Origin of the sequence: Pseudomonas sp. HTZ2, assembly GCF_033173945.1 — a bacterium.
GTDB classification, from domain to species: Bacteria; Pseudomonadota; Gammaproteobacteria; order Pseudomonadales; family Pseudomonadaceae; genus Aquipseudomonas; species Aquipseudomonas guariconensis.
On record NZ_CP137332.1, the window covers coordinates 1,152,416 to 1,169,893 of the forward strand.

The 17,478-nt window shown below is 58.4% G+C and carries 18 protein-coding genes; 16 read left to right on the forward strand and 2 right to left on the reverse strand.

What is annotated here, in order from left to right:
- Positions 1 to 32 precede the first annotated feature (32 nt).
- From R6G97_RS05475 to R6G97_RS05535, 13 genes are all read left to right on the forward strand, one after another.
- Positions 33 to 1,241, forward strand: coding sequence for an NAD(P)/FAD-dependent oxidoreductase (locus R6G97_RS05475; protein WP_012052618.1), 1,209 nt, complete (start codon positions 33 to 35; stop codon positions 1,239 to 1,241).
- Between the two features lie 32 nt (positions 1,242 to 1,273).
- Positions 1,274 to 2,578, forward strand: coding sequence for an aromatic ring-hydroxylating oxygenase subunit alpha (locus R6G97_RS05480; protein WP_012052617.1), 1,305 nt, complete (start codon positions 1,274 to 1,276; stop codon positions 2,576 to 2,578).
- Between the two features lie 10 nt (positions 2,579 to 2,588).
- Complete coding sequence (locus tag R6G97_RS05485; RefSeq protein ID WP_012052616.1) at positions 2,589 to 3,131, forward strand: aromatic-ring-hydroxylating dioxygenase subunit beta; 543 nt, start codon at positions 2,589 to 2,591, stop codon at positions 3,129 to 3,131.
- 12 nt (positions 3,132 to 3,143) lie between these two features.
- Positions 3,144 to 4,082 (forward strand): VOC family protein, encoded by a 939-nt coding sequence (locus R6G97_RS05490; protein ID WP_012052615.1) that lies wholly within the window; start codon positions 3,144 to 3,146, stop codon positions 4,080 to 4,082.
- A complete protein-coding gene (locus R6G97_RS05495) occupies positions 4,079 to 4,858 on the forward strand; it encodes an SDR family oxidoreductase (protein ID WP_012052614.1) in 780 nt (259 codons plus the stop codon). Before R6G97_RS05490 ends, R6G97_RS05495 begins: the two co-directional genes overlap by 4 nt.
- A 10-nt stretch (positions 4,859 to 4,868) precedes the next feature.
- Complete coding sequence (locus R6G97_RS05500) at positions 4,869 to 5,225, forward strand: non-heme iron oxygenase ferredoxin subunit (RefSeq protein ID WP_012052613.1); 357 nt, start codon at positions 4,869 to 4,871, stop codon at positions 5,223 to 5,225.
- Complete coding sequence (locus tag R6G97_RS05505) at positions 5,222 to 5,953, forward strand: class II aldolase/adducin family protein (protein ID WP_012052612.1); 732 nt, start codon at positions 5,222 to 5,224, stop codon at positions 5,951 to 5,953. Before R6G97_RS05500 ends, R6G97_RS05505 begins: the two co-directional genes overlap by 4 nt.
- A gap of 120 nt (positions 5,954 to 6,073) precedes the next feature.
- Complete coding sequence (locus R6G97_RS05510; protein ID WP_012052611.1) at positions 6,074 to 6,697, forward strand: TetR/AcrR family transcriptional regulator; 624 nt, start codon at positions 6,074 to 6,076, stop codon at positions 6,695 to 6,697.
- A gap of 117 nt (positions 6,698 to 6,814) precedes the next feature.
- Positions 6,815 to 7,681, forward strand: coding sequence for an alpha/beta fold hydrolase (locus tag R6G97_RS05515; RefSeq protein ID WP_012052610.1), 867 nt, complete (start codon positions 6,815 to 6,817; stop codon positions 7,679 to 7,681).
- Between the two features lie 10 nt (positions 7,682 to 7,691).
- Positions 7,692 to 8,480, forward strand: a complete 789-nt coding sequence (locus R6G97_RS05520) for a 2-keto-4-pentenoate hydratase (RefSeq protein ID WP_012052609.1) — start codon at positions 7,692 to 7,694, stop codon at positions 8,478 to 8,480.
- A 13-nt stretch (positions 8,481 to 8,493) separates the two neighbouring features.
- On the forward strand, positions 8,494 to 9,438 hold the full coding sequence (locus R6G97_RS05525) for an acetaldehyde dehydrogenase (acetylating) (RefSeq protein ID WP_012052608.1): 945 nt from the start codon (positions 8,494 to 8,496) through the stop codon (positions 9,436 to 9,438).
- Positions 9,439 to 9,450: 12 nt separating this feature from the next.
- Positions 9,451 to 10,503: a 4-hydroxy-2-oxovalerate aldolase gene (gene dmpG, locus R6G97_RS05530; RefSeq protein WP_012052607.1), complete on the forward strand. Its 1,053-nt coding sequence runs from the start codon at positions 9,451 to 9,453 to the stop codon at positions 10,501 to 10,503.
- Between the two features lie 391 nt (positions 10,504 to 10,894).
- On the forward strand, positions 10,895 to 11,962 hold the full coding sequence (locus R6G97_RS05535) for an enoyl-CoA hydratase/isomerase family protein (RefSeq protein ID WP_012052606.1): 1,068 nt from the start codon (positions 10,895 to 10,897) through the stop codon (positions 11,960 to 11,962).
- Positions 11,963 to 12,332: 370 nt separating this feature from the next.
- Here R6G97_RS05535 and R6G97_RS24895 read toward each other — a convergent pair whose 3' ends face one another.
- Together R6G97_RS24895 and R6G97_RS05545 are read right to left on the reverse strand one after the other, a co-directional pair.
- Positions 12,333 to 12,743 carry a hypothetical protein gene (locus tag R6G97_RS24895; RefSeq protein ID WP_024086922.1) on the reverse strand — a complete coding sequence of 137 codons (411 nt, stop codon included), beginning with the start codon at positions 12,741 to 12,743 and terminating at the stop codon, positions 12,333 to 12,335.
- Positions 12,744 to 13,180: 437 nt separating this feature from the next.
- A complete protein-coding gene (locus R6G97_RS05545; RefSeq protein WP_012052604.1) occupies positions 13,181 to 13,483 on the reverse strand; it encodes a LysR family transcriptional regulator in 303 nt (100 codons plus the stop codon).
- Positions 13,484 to 13,797: 314 nt separating this feature from the next.
- Between R6G97_RS05545 and R6G97_RS05550 the strand changes: the two genes are divergently transcribed.
- The 3 genes from R6G97_RS05550 to R6G97_RS05560 all read left to right on the forward strand — a co-directional run bounded on the left by R6G97_RS05550 (position 13,798) and on the right by R6G97_RS05560 (position 17,464).
- Positions 13,798 to 15,159 (forward strand): OmpP1/FadL family transporter, encoded by a 1,362-nt coding sequence (locus R6G97_RS05550; protein WP_012052603.1) that lies wholly within the window; start codon positions 13,798 to 13,800, stop codon positions 15,157 to 15,159.
- Positions 15,160 to 15,184: 25 nt separating this feature from the next.
- A complete protein-coding gene (todF, locus tag R6G97_RS05555) occupies positions 15,185 to 16,015 on the forward strand; it encodes a 2-hydroxy-6-oxo-2,4-heptadienoate hydrolase (protein ID WP_012052602.1) in 831 nt (276 codons plus the stop codon).
- A 96-nt stretch (positions 16,016 to 16,111) separates the two neighbouring features.
- Positions 16,112 to 17,464: an aromatic ring-hydroxylating dioxygenase subunit alpha gene (locus R6G97_RS05560; RefSeq protein WP_012052601.1), complete on the forward strand. Its 1,353-nt coding sequence runs from the start codon at positions 16,112 to 16,114 to the stop codon at positions 17,462 to 17,464.
- The last annotated feature ends 14 nt before the right edge of the window (positions 17,465 to 17,478 follow it).

Genomic DNA, 17,478 nt, shown 5'->3' on the forward strand with positions numbered 1-17,478 from the left:
TGCGATACAAGCGAGAGAGGATGGTCAATCCGATGGGCGAAGACATCAGCAAGATCGTGATTATCGGTGCCGGTCAGGCCGGGGCGACGGTGGCCTTCGGCCTGCGCCGCAACGGATTCGCCGGTGAAATCACCCTAGTGGGAGAGGAGAGCCACTTGCCGTATGAAAGGCCGCAGCTATCCAAGGAAATGCTGCGGCCAGAGGCAAGCGCTCACAAGTCGATCAAGACACGGGCTGACTACGAGGAGCAGAGCATTCTCTTGGAGCTCGGTTGCAAAGTGGTCCGTGCTGACGCTCAGGCGCACAGCATCGTCTTGGATGACGGTCGCCAGCTTGCCTTTGACCGGCTGGTGATCGCCACGGGTGTGCAGCCACGCCGACTGTCCTCGGCATTTCAGGGTGCACATCGGGTCCACTACCTGCGCACGCTCGAAGATGCAGCGCGCTTGCGCGCCGACCTTGAAGCAGGGAAGTCACTAGCGATCGTTGGCGGAGGCGTGATTGGACTCGAGGTTGCCGCTGCAGCGCGTGCGCTGAACTGTCCGGTGACCCTGATCGAAGCTGCTGACCGGCTCATGTCGCGCAGCGTGGACGAGGTGGTTTCCGCTTATCTGGATCGGGCGCACCGGCGAAACGGGGTGGACATTCGCTACGGCGTGGCGGCCACCGAGTTGCTGGACGATGGGCGTCTCAGGCTTTCCGACGGCGGCACCGTGCCCGCAGAGGCTGTGCTGGTCGGTATCGGTGTAACGCCGAACATCGAGGGCTTTGAACACCTGGATATCACCGATGCCACTGGGGTGCGGGTCGATGCGTACAGCCAGACTGTCGTTCCCGGCATCTTTGCCACCGGCGATATCGCCTCACAGCCCAATGGCGGAGGTTTCGGGCGCATCGAGACCTGGGCCAACGCCCAGGACCATGCACTGAATCTGGTCAAGAACCTGATGGGCGAAGCGGTGCCCTACGAAGCCCCGGTGTGGTTCTGGTCTGACCAAGGACCGATCAACTTGCAGGTCGTTGGGGACGCGGCTAATGGCCGGCGGATTGTCCGCGGGGATGAGCATGGAGACGTCTTCAGCGTTTTTCGACTCGACGCCAATCAGCAGGTCATCGGTTGCGCGACGGTCAACTCACCAAAAGACATGGCTGTGGCACGTCGTTGGGTGAAGCAACGCAGTAGCGTCGATCCGCAACGGCTGGCTGACCCAACCATCCCATTACGCGACTGTGCCGTCTGAATGCATGCAGTCTGAACTACGAGGAAACCACCATGAATAATGACAAGAATCTGGTAGAGATCGACGATGAAAACCTCTTGTTCCGTGTGGCTCGCGAGTCGTTCGTGAGCGAAGAGGTCCTGGCCGAGGAGTACGAGAAGATCTTCGACCGCTGCTGGCTTTATGTTGGCCACACATCCGAGTTCAAAAAGCCTGGCGATTTCGTCACTCGCACTGTCGCGCGCCGCAACCTGCTGGTGACAATGGGAACGGATCGGACGATCAATGCTTTCTTCAATACCTGCCCGCACCGTGGCGCCACTGTTTGCCGTGAGCGATCAGGCAACTCCAAGAACTTCCAGTGCTTCTACCATGGCTGGGTATTCGGTTGCGATGGCAACCTGAAGAGTCAGCCTGGCAAGGAGCGCTATTGCGCTGACTTCATTACTGGCGGCGCGGGCAACCTAGTGCCGGTGCCGCGCTTCGACATCTACGCCGGCTTTTGCTTCGTCAGCTTCAATGCCGAGGTGGAACCACTGCCCGACTATTTGGCAGGAGCCAAGGAGTACCTCGAACTGGTTTCCAAGTATTCCGAGAGCGGCATGGGTATCACCACCGGCACCCAGGAATACGCCATCCGTGCAAACTGGAAATTGCTCGTTGAGAACAGTATTGACGGCTATCACGCTGTCAGCACCCACGCGAGTTATCTCGACTACCTGAAAAACATCAATGATGGCTTTTCGGGCGCCAAGCTCGAAGGCAAGAGCACTGACCTCGGTAATGGTCATGCGGTAATTGAATTCAGTGCTCCTTGGGGACGGCCGATTGCCTCCTGGGTTCCGATCTGGGGGGAGGAGGGCAAGCAAGAGATCGACCAGATCTATGCACGGTTGGTCGAACTGCATGGTGCGGAGATGGCCGACCGCATGGCGTACAAGAACCGCAACCTGCTGATTTTCCCGAATCTCATCATCAACGACATCATGGCAATTACGGTGCGGACCTTCTATCCGCAGGCGCCGAACTACATGCATGTCAACGGTTGGTCATTGGCGCCGAACGAGGAGTCCGACTGGGCGCGCAAGTACCGCCTCAGCAACTTCCTGGAGTTCCTTGGCCCAGGCGGTTTCGCAACGCCGGACGATGTCGAAGCGCTGGAGTCCTGCCAGAACGGCTTCAGCAACTACCGACTGGTGCCGTGGAGCGACATTTCCAAGGGAATGGGCAAGGAAACGGCCAACTACGACGATGAGCTGCAGATGCGTGCTTTCTGGACGCGATGGAACCAATTCATCGGTGGCGCGCCCACGCCCGACTCCGGCGTTCAATACATACCTACCATCGCTTTGGCCTGAGGATAAGCCGATGAGTGCCGTTGCCCTAGAAAAAGAACCTCTGCGTATCCCATCGTCCCAGGACTTCGCCGCCTTCGTCACCCGCAGCGAAGTGGAGGACCTGCTTTATCACGAGGCTGAACTGCTGGATACCTGGCATTTGCACGACTGGCTGGCCCTGTTCACCGAGGACTGCAGCTACTTCGTGCCGTCGACCGACCTGCCGCGCACCGCCAGCGCCGACGACAGCCTGTTTTATATCGCCGATGACGCCGTGCGCTTGCGCGAGCGGGTGATTCGGCTGATGAAGAAGACGGCTCACGCCGAGTACCCGCGCTCACGGACGCGCCACTTGGTCAGCAATATCCGCATTCTGGCTGCCAATGCCGAAGAGATTCAGGTGGCCTCCGCCTTCGTGACCTACCGCATGAAGCTCGGCAACAGTGATGCCTATGTCGGTAGCACGCACTATCGGTTGCGTCGAATCGATGGGCAACTGCGCATCGTTGAGAAGCGCTGTTTCCTGGACCTCGAAGCGCTGCGCCCGCATGGCCGGGTCAGCATCATTCTGTAACGGAGCACAACGATGGATATCACACTTCCCTTCCGCTACAAGAAGTTGGCCTATGCCGCGATCAACGTGACCGATCTGTCCAGGTCAGTGCCGTTCTATCGTGACATCGTCGGGCTCGACCTTGTGAAGCAGGATGGCGACATCGCCTATTTTCGCTGCAGTCGCGACCACCACAACATTGTTCTCTACCAGGCGCCCGGACACGGTCTCAAGCGTGTGGGCTTCGAGCTGGAGCAAGAGAGTGACGTGCGCGCCGCCTTCGAGCATTTCGACCAGCGCGGCATGCAACCCACTTGGGTATCGGCGGAGGAGGCCAAGCAGCTTAGGCAGGGACTAGGTTTCCGCGTGCGTGAACGCCACAGCGGACTGCTGTTCGAACTGTTTGTCGGGAACATGCACCTCAGCAATCCGTTCGTTCCGACAGTGGCCAAGATCGCGCGTATCGGCCATGTGGTGATTGGCAGCGAGAACTTCGAAGGATCTCGCGATTCCCTGGTTGATGACTTCGGCTTTCGGGTTTCGGACCTGATCGAAGACCGCATCGTCTTCATGCGTTGCCATCCCAATCCGTTCCACCACACGTTCGCAGTTGGTCCAGCGAGCAGCAGTCATTTCCATCATGTCAATTTCATGGTCACGGACATCGACGATATCGGCAAGGCGCTGTATCGCATCAAGCAGCACGATATCAAGGTGGTCTTCGGTCCCGGTCGGCATCCGCCGTCGGACAGCGTCTTTTTCTACTTCCTCGACCCCGACGGCATCACCGTGGAGTACAGCTTCGGCATGGAGGAGTTCGCTGAGCACGGCGCTCGTCCGCCGCGCTACATGGAACCTGTGCCCGAGTCGCTGGATGCATGGGGAGCAGTGCCGGACGGCCAGTTCGGTCGCAGCGGACCGATCGAACGCGAGCGGATGCCCACACCCCATGCAAAGGGGGTACTGGCATGAGCACGCTGAGCAGAAACGCCTTGCCCTTGGAGGGACAGGTCGCAGTAGTTACGGGCGGAGCCCACGGTATCGGTCTGGGGATCGTCGAGCGGCTGCTGGGGTTGGGGGCCCGGGTCACCGCCTCGGATATCGATGAGTCGGGCCTCTCGTTGCTTTGCGAGCGTCTGGCCGCCAAGCATGCGGACGCTATAGCGGTGCATGCCGCCGATCTCTCTGAAGAGCAAGGTGCCCAGGGACTGCACCGGGCTGCGGTCGAGCGCTTCGGTTCGGTACAGATACTGGTGAACTGCGCGGGGGGCGGTGTGATCCGGCCTTTCCTGGAGCATACACCCGAGACCTTGAAGGCCACCATCGATCGTAACCTGTGGACTGCGTTGTGGTGCAGCCGGGTATTCCTGCCGGACATGCTTGCTCGGCAGTACGGTCGGATCATCAACATCGGCGCCGACTCGGTACGCAACGGTCTGCCGGACCATGCGGCCTACAACGCAGCCAAGGGCGGTATGCACGGACTGACCACCGGCCTGGCGCGCGAGTTCGCCCGCCAGGGCGTTACGGTGAACACGGTTGCGCCGTGCGCGGTGAACACCGAAGTGTGGGTCAGAATCAAGAACGCCAACCCCGAGCTCGCCCAGCGATTTCTGGATGTCATTCCGATGGGCCGGGTGGGCGAGATCGAAGAGGTTGCGTCGATGGTTGGCTACCTGGCTCAGCCGGAGGCGGCCTTCGTCACCGGTCAGGTAATCAGCGTCAACGGCGGCAGCACAATGCTGTGAGGACAGTGATATGACTAACATCATCGAGACAGTTGACCTGACTGACCTCGTGGGCCTGTGCGCGACCGATGACGTAGCTGAGGGTGAGATTCTTCGCGTCAAGCTGCCATCCGGTCACGCTCTGGCAATCTACTGCGTCAACGGGGAGTTCTTCGCCACCGACGACATCTGCTCCCACGGCGAGGCATCCTTGTCGGAGGATGGTTCGCTCGATGGCTACGAGGTCGAGTGCAGTTGGCACTTCGGACGTTTCGACATTCGTACAGGGCATGCCTGCGCGATGCCATGTGAGCACCCGTTGCGAAGCTGGCCGGTCACAGTCGAGGGTGGGCAGATCTTCGTCGATGTGGGGGCGCACCCTGTATGAGCGGCGTCGATATTTCCACTCTTGAACAGCGCGTGCGCGTGGCTGCGCGCGCGTTGGGCCGACATGGCCTGGTTCAGGCCTGGGGGCACTGCAGCGCCCGGATCGATGCAGAGTCCTTCGTGGTCTGCGCGGCCCGCCCCATGGGCCGTATCGAAGTCGGTGAGCCGGGGACGATAGTGCCGATCGAAGGGGCGCTACCGCCCGGTGTGCTGGGCGAGGTTCGCATCCACCAGCAAATCTACCGGCGACGTCCGGACGTGGGCGGTATTTGTCGCTTCATGCCGCCACATGTCGTAGCACTCTCCACACTGCGCAGCGTGCCGAAGCCGCGTCATGGTGTAGGTGCATTCAATGCGGCGTGCCGCTTCTGGGACGATCCGCGTTTATTGCGGGACGACGCTTTGGCGGCGGAGCTGGCGGCGCACCTTGGACAAGCCCCATCCCTGGTCATGCGCGCCAATGGCGCGGTGACCGTTGGGCCTAACATCGAACTGGCCACCGGGTTCGCTTGGTGCCTGGAGGATGCCGCCCGCATCGAAACGCTGGTGCGCTCCATGGTCGATGTGGCCGAGCGTGATGATGCTTGCCTGACTGCTGAAGAGATCGATGCGAGACAAGTCAGTTCGGGCGCGGTCTTCGAGCGACTGTGGGATTACCTGACGGCGGATGACCCGGAGAGCCTGGGCAGCGGGGCCGCATTCCCAGTTCCACAGTGGGGACGGCCATGACTTTCGGTATGCGCTGTTACGCAATCATGGCGAGGACTGGAGCGGAGACTCGTGCTTGCCGCGCAATTAAGGGTGAGCGAATCGTGACTCCATCAATCTCCCTGGATATCTCGAGCTTCGATGGCAAAATATCCCGCGCAACGCAGAACCCAGGCCGAGAGACGCGAAGAAACACGCTCCCGGATAATCGAAGCCGCCATCAGCGAGCTGTTGCACAACGGCTACGCAGGAATCCGTGTCGACAAGGTGGCGATTGCCGCCAAGGTGTCGCGCGGGGCTCAATCGCATCATTTTCCGACCAAGGAAAGCCTCGTCCTTGCGGCACTGGAGACGCTGTACCAGGCCTCGACGGAGGTCAGCATGAAGGTCATCGACAACCTGGCTTCGGAGGATGTGCTGGATGCGCTGATGCAGGAGTCGGCCAAGTTCTATCTGGGGCCGAACTTTACTATTGCCATGTCACTCTTGAACTTGGGCGACAGCAATCCCGAGCTGCGGAAGAAGGTGCGCATCATGGCCCGCAAGTACCGCCTGCCCATCGAGAAGGCATGGCTGGATGCGTTGACTCGCTCCGGTCTGGACGAAGAGCCTGCACGCACAGTGTTGAGCATCACTCAGAGTGTCTATCGCGGCATGACCACCCGGCGCTTCTTGCGCAACGATCCGGAATACGCGAGCTTTACATTCGAGCAGTGGTCGAAGATAGCGCGTGCGTTCATGAACCAGCACTCCCTCAAACGTTAACGGCTACACCCTCCTTCCGGCTACGCCGGCACTCCATCTCAACAGCCATTCACACCGCTGCTGCGCCGTCAGCAGTGGCTGTGTCGTCGTGCGTTTAATTTCTATAGAGAGGTATTTATGAGTCTTTGGCTTGATCTGCTTGGCGCGGAAATCCGTTTCGTCGACACCAAAAGCTTCGGCACGATCCGGATTGCCGAGGCGGGCAAGGGGAACCCCGAAACTATCATTTTCCTGCATGGCATCAACGGCCACCTGGAGGCCTACGCAAAGAACCTGATTCCGCTGTCGAAGGATTTCCATGTCATTGCGTACGACTATGTGGGGCACGGTCTGTCCAGCAAACCCGTTCGTGACTACGACCCGCTCATGCTGGCCGAGCAACTCGGCGAGCTGATGGATGCGCTCGGTATCGAGAAAGCGCACCTGTCGGGCGAGTCGCTGGGTGGTTGGGTCTCCGGTCATTTCGCCGCCAGGTACCCGCAGCGCGTGGGGCGGCTAATGCTGAATACTTCTGCTGGTATCCCGATCGTGACCGAAAAGGGGCGAGCGGACCTGGAGCACTTCATCGCGTTGAACAGGCGCAACATCGACAACACTCCAACTTATGAATCGGTGCAGGCACGCTTGCAATGGCTGATTCATCCCAACAATCGTCATCTGGTGAACGATGAGCTCATCAATCTGCGTCTGCGCATCTACTTGCAGCCGGAGAGTCGAGCGATGCTGCCGAAGCTGAACGAAATCCTTGTGCATCACGATGACTACCTGATCCCGCTGGAAAAGCTTCCGGCCGGCACGCTGTTCCTGTGGACGCATGACAACCCAATCCATGACACCGAGTCGGTCAAGGCGGCGCAGGCCAGGGTGCCGGGCAGCAGTCTCTACTTCGTCAAGGGCGAATCGGCGCATTGGCCGCAGTACGAGTCGATCGACGAGTTCAACACTCTGGCGCTGCGGTTCTTCAAGTCCGGCCAGGTGGAGTGAGGAGCACCTCATGAATGAAGCCAACGTGATTGCGAACCTGTTATGGGATGCGCAGCGGCAAAAGCTGCCCTGTGCACCGGTGCGGGAATATTTCGAGGGGAAGAGCGAGGTTGACCAGGCGCTATTGGCCTATGCCGTACAGCAGGTGAATGTTCAGCGCCAGGTGGAGGGCGGCCGACGTATCGTCGGTCGCAAGATCGGCCTTACCTCTCCGGCAGTGCAGAAGCAATTGGGTGTAGATCGGCCGGACTTCGGCACGTTGCTGGACGACATGGCGATCGTCGATGGCGAGCCGATCAACACTGCGCGTCTTCTGCAGCCCAAGGTCGAAGCTGAGATCGCCCTGGTACTCGAGCGTGACCTCGATCGGGAGCGTCATACAGTCGCCGACCTGATCGACGCGACAGCGTATGCACTTGCTGCAATCGAGGTGGTGGATAGCCGTATCACCGGTTGGAACATCCGCTTTGTTGACACCGTGGCAGACAACGCCTCATCGGGCTTGTTCGTACTCGGTACTCAGCCTGTTGGCCTGTCGAAGCTTGATCTGGCCGGTATGTCGATGCGCATGGCGCGTGGCGAAGAGCTTGTATCGCAAGGGGCTGGAGCTGCCTGCCTTGGCAACCCGTTGAACGCAGCGCGTTGGCTTGCTGACACGTTGGTCCAAGTGGGCACGCCATTGCGTGCCGGCGATGTGGTTCTGACCGGCGCTCTGGGGCCAATGGTCGCGGTCGAGTCCGGTCACACCTATACGGCATGGATCGATGGCTTCGCCCCGGTACGAGCAATTTTCTCCTGAAGGAGTTCCTCTCATGCAAACACATGATGGTAAGACCGCAGTGGCCATTATCGGTTCGGGCAACATCGGCACCGATCTAATGGTGAAAATCCTTCGCCATGGCAAACACCTGAGAATGGGGGCCTTCGTCGGCATCGATCCGGAGTCCGATGGTCTCAAGCGCGCCGAACGGATGGGCGTGCCCACGGTGAGCACCGGCATCGAAGGATTATTGTCCCACCCCGATTTCGGCTCCATCGGCTTCGTATTCGATGCCACCAGTGCCGGCGCGCATGCACGTCACGAGCAACTGCTGCGGCCGCACGGCGTACGCGTGATCGATCTGACACCGGCGGCGATCGGGCCGTTCGTGGTGCCCGCAGTGAATATCGAACAGCATCTGGATGCGCCGAACGTCAACATGGTGACCTGTGGTGGCCAGGCGACGATTCCTATGGTTGCTGCTGTTTCGCGCGTCGTGCCAGTCGAGTACGCCGAGATTGTCGCTTCCATTTCCAGTCGTTCGGCCGGACCGGGCACGCGGGCGAACATTGACGAGTTCACCGAGACCACCTCCAACGCCATCGTTCGCGTAGGTGGGGCCCAGCGTGGCAAGGCAATCATCATCCTCAATCCGGCAGAGCCTCCGCTGATCATGCGCGACACCGTCTACTGCCTGGTGCCGGGCCATGCGGATCGGCAAGCGATCGTCGAGTCGGTCGAGCGTATGGCTTCCGCAGTGGCGGCATACGTGCCTGGATATCGGCTCAAGCAGACCGTGCAGTTCGATGAGTTCAAGGGCCGCATGCCGCAGGAAACTGGAAGCGCACAAGCACCCCGTCTCAAGGTCTCAGTGTTCCTCGAAGTCGAGGGCGCCGGACATTACCTGCCGAGCTATGCCGGGAATCTGGACATCATGACCAGCGCTGCGCTGGCGACGGCCGAGCGCATCGCTGCCCGTCAGCCGGTGGCTGCGTAAGGAGGAAACGATATGTTCGACACCAGAAAGAAAATATATGTCTCAGACGTGACCCTACGTGACGGCATGCATGCCGTCCGCCATCAGTACAGCCTGGCCGATGCCGAACGCATCGCCAGGGCGCTGGATGAGGCAGGCGTGGACAGCATTGAGGTCGCTCATGGCGATGGGCTGCAAGGGTCGTCGTTCAACTATGGGTTCGGTGCACACACTGATCTTGAATGGATTGAGCGCGTTGCCGCTACAGTGAGGCGGGCGAAGATCGCCACGCTATTGCTCCCTGGAATCGGTACTGTCCATGACCTGAAGAACGCGAATGCGGCCGGGGCAAGTGTTGTGCGCGTAGCCACGCATTGCACCGAGGCCGACATTTCCCAGCAGCACATCGAGTATGCCCGCAAGCTGGGTATGGATACGGTGGGCTTTTTGATGATGAGCCACATGACAACTCCGACGGCACTGGCTGTCGAGGCAAAGAAGATGGAGAGCTACGGCGCTCAGTGCATCTATGTGGTCGACTCCGGTGGTGCGATGAACATGTACGACATCGCTGACCGCTTCAAAGCACTCAAGGATGTGCTGGATCCCTCGACTCAAACTGGTATGCACGCGCACCATAACCTGAGTCTGGGCGTAGCCAACTCGATCGTTGCCCTGGAGTATGGTTGCGACCGTATTGATGCCAGTTTGACGGGTATGGGAGCGGGAGCAGGGAACGCACCTCTGGAGGTCTTCATTGCCGCGGTAGACCGTATGGGGCTGAAGCACGGTTGTGATGTGCGCAAATTGATCGATGCTGCCGAGGAAATTGTGCGCCCCCTGCAGGAGCGGCCAGTTCGTGTAGACAGGGAAACACTTGCGCTGGGTTATGCTGGGGTCTATTCGAGCTTCCTCCGCCATACCGAGGCGGCGGCACATAAGTATGGCTTGGATGCTTTCGAGATTCTGGTTGAGCTGGGTAGGCGTCGCATGGTCGGCGGTCAGGAAGACATGATCGTGGATGTTGCACTGGATATGATGTCTAGAAAACCACAGGGAACTATGCGTGACGTGATCTCCCACTAGGTCGATTGCCGTTCTCGATGTTTGGTGCTTCGCGGATACTTCTTCGAGGCACCTGACTTAATTACCAAAGAGCTTATGTGTCTCTCGTGTGGGTTTAGTGGGGGTGAAAGCACTGGGTAGTGTGGCTAGGTTCTGTAATTATTCTGTGGTGAGCGCTTATCATGCGCCCGGTCTAGTGCAAGCACTCCACAAATGTGCACTGTATCTGCGTTGCAATGGAAGTAAGCAGGCGCGATCCCAATATCGCTAAGGGGTAGCATATAGCCCTTTAAATTTTGATGGTCATTTCCAGTTTTCCTTTATTACAGTCGCCTCCTATGTAGCGCCCAAAAGGCGGATAAAAATTTCCGTTTTAAATCACTTGCGTCTATCGCAAGTAAGAGGTCTTAGCATGAGTGATACCGAAGTACCTGTATTGGCCGAAGTACGCAACCGTGTGGGTCACTTGGCACTGAATCGTCCGGTCGGGCTTAACGCGCTAACACTGCAAATGATTCGCATCACTTGGCGACAGTTGCATGCTTGGGAGAGTGATCCAGAGATCGTCGCCGTGGTGCTGCGCGCCAATGGCGAAAAGGCATTCTGCGCCGGTGGTGACATCCGTTCACTGTACGACAGTTACCAGGCAGGTGACGACCTACACCACGTCTTCCTTGAGGAGAAGTATTCCCTCGATCAGTACATCCACGGCTATCCAAAACCTATCGTTGCACTGATGGACGGCTTCGTCCTCGGTGGCGGCATGGGCCTGGTTCAAGGTACAGCGCTGCGAGTTGTCACTGAGCGCGTGAAGATGGGTATGCCTGAAACCAGCATTGGCTATTTCCCGGATGTCGGTGGTAGCTATTTCCTTCCTCGTCTGCCAGGTGAACTGGGCCTCTACCTCGGAATTACCGGTATCCAGATCCGTGCTGCCGACGCCTTATATGCACGCCTAGCAGATTGGTGTTTACCCAGCGAAAGGATCTCGGAGTTCGATCGACGCTTGGACCAGATTAGTTGGGGCTATGCGCCGCGCGAAATTCTAGCCGGCCTACTTTCCAGCCTGGCCAGCAATCGGCTGCTGGGGGCGGAGCTCAAGAGCCTGCATCCCGCCATTGATGAACATTTCACGCAACCCGACTTGTCGGCCATCCGCGCCTCACTGCAGGCAGAAAGGCGCCCCGAATATCAAGATTGGGCAGAGCAGACCGTCGAGTTGCTCAATAATCGCTCGCCGCTCGCCATGAGTGCGACCCTGAAACTCCTACGTCTAGGCCGCACTTTGTCCCTGGCCAACTGCTTCGAGTTAGAGCTCCACCTTGAGCGGCAGTGGTTCGCCAAAGGCGATCTCATAGAAGGCGTGCGTGCCCTCCTCATCGACAAGGATAAGACGCCACGCTGGAATCCGCCGACTTTGGAACAGTTGGATACTAATCGCGTGAATGAGTTCTTTGATGGTTTCCAGCCAGCTACATGAAGAGCCGACTCTTCGGTATTCCTTAGTCCGCTTCAATACTGGTGTGTTGTTCCGATTTTAGGCGCGAATCCTGTGGAAGGTAGATCGGCAGGTAAGTGTTGACGCTTAACGCCGATACCTGCATCGACCTTCGGGAACAGGGCAGGCCGCTTGATTCTGTGCAGGGCACAGCAGGTCTCGAATGTTGAGTGCCGTCTAGCTCAGGTCGCGCTTGCTGCTCAGGGCCGTGGCGATCAGTCTGGATTACGAAAGAATACTTGCCATCTCAGTGTTGCATCGCGCGCCTGGGAGGGCAGATGAGTATCTGCTGTGAGCTCTTGGCCAAGGCCGATCTGAAGCGCGTCCAGCAGCTGGCGGCGAAGCGGCAGGATTAGCCCGGTAGCAGCCGGCCTTGCCGGTACCAGGCACCGCGGTGTCTAGGACTGGCTTCCACAGTCTGGTCATTTTTCTCTATGAGGCTGTCATGTACAGATTGATGCTCGCGGCCGTGCTGGGCCTGTTGGCCATAACGGCTCACGCTGAGGACGAACTGCCGGTCGAGCAACGCCTGAGCGATTAGTATTTCGAAGCGGCACGCCAGGGCGATCAGGCCATGCTCGCACAATTCATCCAGGCCGGCTTTGACCTCAACGTGCAGGACGCCAAGGGCTACACTGGCCTGATCCTTACCGCTTAGCATGACCAGGACCAGACGGTGGAGCAGTTGCTTGCGGCGGTGGGGGATCCCTGCGCTCAGGACCAGCGTGGTAACACGTACGGTGCTGATGGAGGCGATCCTCAAGGGCGACGGCGCATTGCCCGGTGTCCGCTACAACCCCGAATAACGCAACGCCAGCAGCCAGATCGTGGCCATGTACGCGGGCTGTTCAAGTGTGGCGAACTGCGGCAGGTGCTGACCTGCAAGCCCGGGACGCCTTGGGCAACAGCGTCGACAGCCTGTGCCGCGGAGCGCTCAACGGCGTGCTCTAGCAGTCATGCGTTCGACGTCAACTCTTTCAACACCCGCCTGAGCCAGCGATGGGCCTCGTCATGGTCGCCCCGCAGGTGCCAGGCCTTACATCGTCAGTTGCGACAGGTAGGGTGAAGGGGCGAGTTTTCGGCCCTGCCGCCATGGCGTTCAGGTCGATGTCGCTTTCCGGGACGAACCGCAGTACGGAATCCGGCGAATGCTTCTTCAGGATCTCGGCGAGCCTCACGCCATACGCACCCACGAACAGATCATTTGAACGTCCTGCTTAGGCGGTCAAGGTCGAAGCCCTGGCGCTGGGCAAAGTAGCCCTCGGCCAGCTCGACGATGCCGCGCACCTGCTCCTGCATCTGCAGGGCCTTTGGCGTCGGCACCATGCTCCGATAGGCACGGACCAGAATCGGGTCGTCCAGGGTTTCGCGCAGGCGCGCGAGGGGCCGGCTCATCACCGGGGAGCTCAGGTGCAGGCGCCGCGTGGCTCCCGTGACAGAACGCTCCTCGATCAACGCATTGAGCGCCACCAGCATGTTCAGGTCTGAGGTTTTCATCGACATCAGGTTATCAACCTGCTCGTGGACCTGAGGGAAACTGCCGTGGCGGCGACGGGGCTTGCGCGTAAGCCCCCGCTATACGACCAGCCTGTTCGAAAGCCGCAAAGTGCTTAGGTTTGGGTGCATATCCATCAGAAGCGGCATAAACCATCGTTTATCACAGTTAAACTTTGGTTTTCTAAGTTGCGATAGCCATATAAACCCATAAGCCAAAAAACAATATTTCCCAGGGCGTGATTGTAATACTGTGCGTGCTGTAAGGCGGTGTTTGCCTACTTCACTTTATAAAAAAAATAAGATGTGGAAGGATTGTAATTATGAAGATTGCCAGCGTGCTCGCACTGCCTTTGAGTGGATATGCTTTCAGTGTGCATGCTACACAGGTTTTCGACCTGGAAGGTTATGGAGCGATCTCTCGTGCCATGGGTGGCACCAGTTCATCGTATTATACCGGTAATGCTGCGCTGATTAGTAATCCCGCTACATTGAGTTTTGCTCCGGACGGAAATCAGTTTGAGCTCGGGCTGGACGTGGTGACTACCGATATCAAGGTTCACGACAGCCACGGAGCAGAGGCAAAAAGCAGCACGAGATCCAATAATCGAGGCCCCTATGTGGGTCCACAATTGAGCTATGTTGCTCAGTTGGATGACTGGCGTTTCGGTGCTGGATTGTTTGTCAGTAGCGGGTTGGGTACAGAGTATGGAAGTAAAAGTTTTCTATCACAGACAGAAAACGGAATCCAGACCAGCTTTGATAATTCCAGCCGTCTGATCGTATTGCGCGCTCCTATTGGCTTTAGTTATCAAGCCACATCAAAGCTCACCTTCGGCGCTAGTGTCGATCTGGTCTGGACTTCACTCAACCTTGAACTTCTACTTCCATCATCTCAGGTGGGAGCCCTGACTGCGCAGGGGAATCTTTCAGGCGGTTTAGTTCCCTCGCTGGCTGGATTCGTCGGGACAGGTGGTGCCGCCCATTTCAGTCTAAGTCGCAACAGTACCGCTGGTGGCGCCGTGGATGCGGTCGGTTGGGGCGGGCGCTTGGGACTTACCTACAAACTCACGGATAACACTGTCCTAGGTGCGATGTACAACTTCAAGACTTCGGTGGGCGATCTCGAGGGGAAGGCGACACTTTCTGCTATCAGTGGTGATGGAGCGGTGCTTCCATTGGATGGCGATATCCGTGTAAAAAACTTTGAGATGCCCGCCAGTCTGACGCTTGGCCTCGCTCATCAGTTCAATGAGCGTTGGGTAGTTGCTGCTGATATCAAGCGTGCCTACTGGGGTGATGTAATGGATAGCATGAATGTGGCTTTCATCTCGCAGTTGGGCGGGATCGATGTCGCATTGCCACACCGCTATCAGGATATAACGGTGGCCTCAATCGGCACTGCTTACAAATATAACAATGATTTAACGCTTCGTGCTGGATATAGCTATGCACAACAGGCGCTAGACAGCGAACTGATATTGCCAGTGATTCCTGCTTATTTGAAGCGGCACGTTACTTTCGGTGGCGAGTATGACTTTGACAAGGACTCCAGGATCAATTTGGCAATTTCTTTTGGCCTGAGAGAGCGCGTGCAGACGCCATCGTACTTGGCAGGCACCGAGATGTTGCGGCAAAGCCACAGTCAAATAAATGCAGTGGTTTCCTATAGCAAAAATTTTTAAATCCCAAGGGCACGGAGCGTAAGTGATGACGAATGTAAACGCAGAGATCGGCCGCATGGTGCTGGCTGGTGGAATCGAGACCAATCTCCATGATGTTGGCGCCGGCAACCCTGTGGTACTCGTTCATGGTTCAGGCCCAGGTGTGACCGCCTGGGCGAACTGGAGGACGGTCATGCCTGAGTTATCCAGGCATCGCCGCGTCATTGCGCCGGACATGGTGGGCTTCGGTTTCACACAGCGGCCGCACGGGATTCACTACGGCGTCGAGTCCTGGGTTGCACATCTGGCTGGGATCCTTGATGCCCTGGAACTCGACCGTGTCGATCTCGTGGGGAATTCGTTCGGCGGTGCCTTGTCTCTGGCCTTTGCTATCCGATTTCCGCATCGGGTTCGCCGCCTGGTGCTGATGGGTGCCGTTGGCGTGAGCTTCGAGCTCACGGATGGACTGGATGCAGTTTGGGGTTATGAGCCGTCCGTGCCGAACATGCGCAAGGTCATGGACTACTTCGCCTACGACCGAAGTCTCGTTTCCGACGAACTGGCGGAACTGCGCTACAAGGCGAGCACCCGGCCCGGTTTTCAGGAGGCCTTCGCTTCCATGTTCCCTGCTCCGCGGCAGCGCTGGGTAGATGCGCTGGCCAGTTCCGATCAGGACATCCGGGACATCCGGCATGAAACGCTGATCCTGCATGGCCGCGACGATCGCGTGATTCCCCTCGAAACCTCGTTGCGGCTGAACCAGCTGATCGAACCCTCCCAGTTACATGTCTTTGGCAGGTGTGGCCATTGGGTGCAGATCGAGCAAAACCGGGGCTTTATCCGCTTGGTCAACGATTTTCTTGCCGCGGAGGACTGATCGCAAAAACGGGAATGACCATCCGTTCTGAAAGCACGTCATCGGCAATTGCCTGCCAAGTACCCGCCATCCACTACCTTGAAAAGTGAGAAGACAATGAATCAGACCGACACATCACCTATCAGGCTGCGCAGGAGCTGGAACACCAGCGAGATAGAAGCGCTCTTTGACGAGCATGCCGGACGTATCGATCCGCGCATTTATACCGATGAGGATCTGTACCAACTCGAACTGGAGCGTGTCTTCGCCCGGTCCTGGCTGCTGTTGGGGCATGAAACCCAGATTCGCAAGCCGGGCGATTACATCACGACCTACATGGGTGAAGACCCTGTCGTGGTCGTCCGGCAGAAAGACGCCAGCATTGCCGTGTTCCTGAACCAGTGCCGCCACCGTGGCATGCGCATCTGCCGCGCGGATGCCGGAAACGCGAAGGCGTTCACTTGCAGCTACCACGGGTGGGCTTACGACACCGCCGGCAATCTTGTCAATGTGCCTTACGAGGCCGAATCCTTCGCGTGCCTGAACAAGAAGGAATGGAGCCCGCTGAAGGCCCGGGTAGAAACCTACAAGGGCCTGATTTTCGCCAACTGGGATGAGAACGCTGTAGACCTCGACACGTATCTGGGCGAGGCGAAGTTCTACATGGACCACATGCTCGACCGCACCGAGGCCGGCACCGAAGCGATCCCGGGCGTGCAGAAGTGGGTCATTCCCTGTAACTGGAAATTCGCCGCAGAGCAGTTTTGCAGCGACATGTACCATGCCGGGACGACCTCGCATCTGTCTGGCATCCTGGCAGGCCTGCCAGAAGACCTTGAAATGGCCGACCTTGCTCCGCCGACAGTTGGCAAGCAGTACCGTGCGTCATGGGGCGGACATGGAAGTGGCTTCTATGTCGGCGACCCCAATCTGATGCTTGCCATCATGGGGCCAAAGGTCACCAGCTACTGGACCGAAGGCCCCGCGTCGGAAAAGGCGGCCGAACGTCTGGGTAGCGTGGAGCGCGGCTCGAAACTCATGGTCGAGCACATGACCGTCTTCCCCACGTGTTCCTTCCTCCCAGGTATCAATACGGTCCGGACATGGCATCCGCGCGGGCCGAACGAGGTCGAGGTATGGGCGTTTACGGTGGTCGATGCTGATGCTCCTGACGATATCAAGGAAGAGTTCCGGCGCCAGACGCTGCGCACCTTCTCTGCCGGTGGCGTGTTCGAGCAGGACGACGGGGAGAACTGGGTCGAGATCCAGCACATCCTGCGAGGCCACAAGGCGCGGAGCCGCCCTTTCAATGCCGAGATGAGCATGGACCAGACCGTCGACAACGACCCGGTTTACCCCGGGCGGATCAGCAACAACGTCTACAGCGAGGAAGCTGCCCGCGGGCTCTATGCCCATTGGCTGCGGATGATGACATCCCCCGACTGGGACGCGCTGAAGGCGACACGCTGAATCCAGAGACAGCT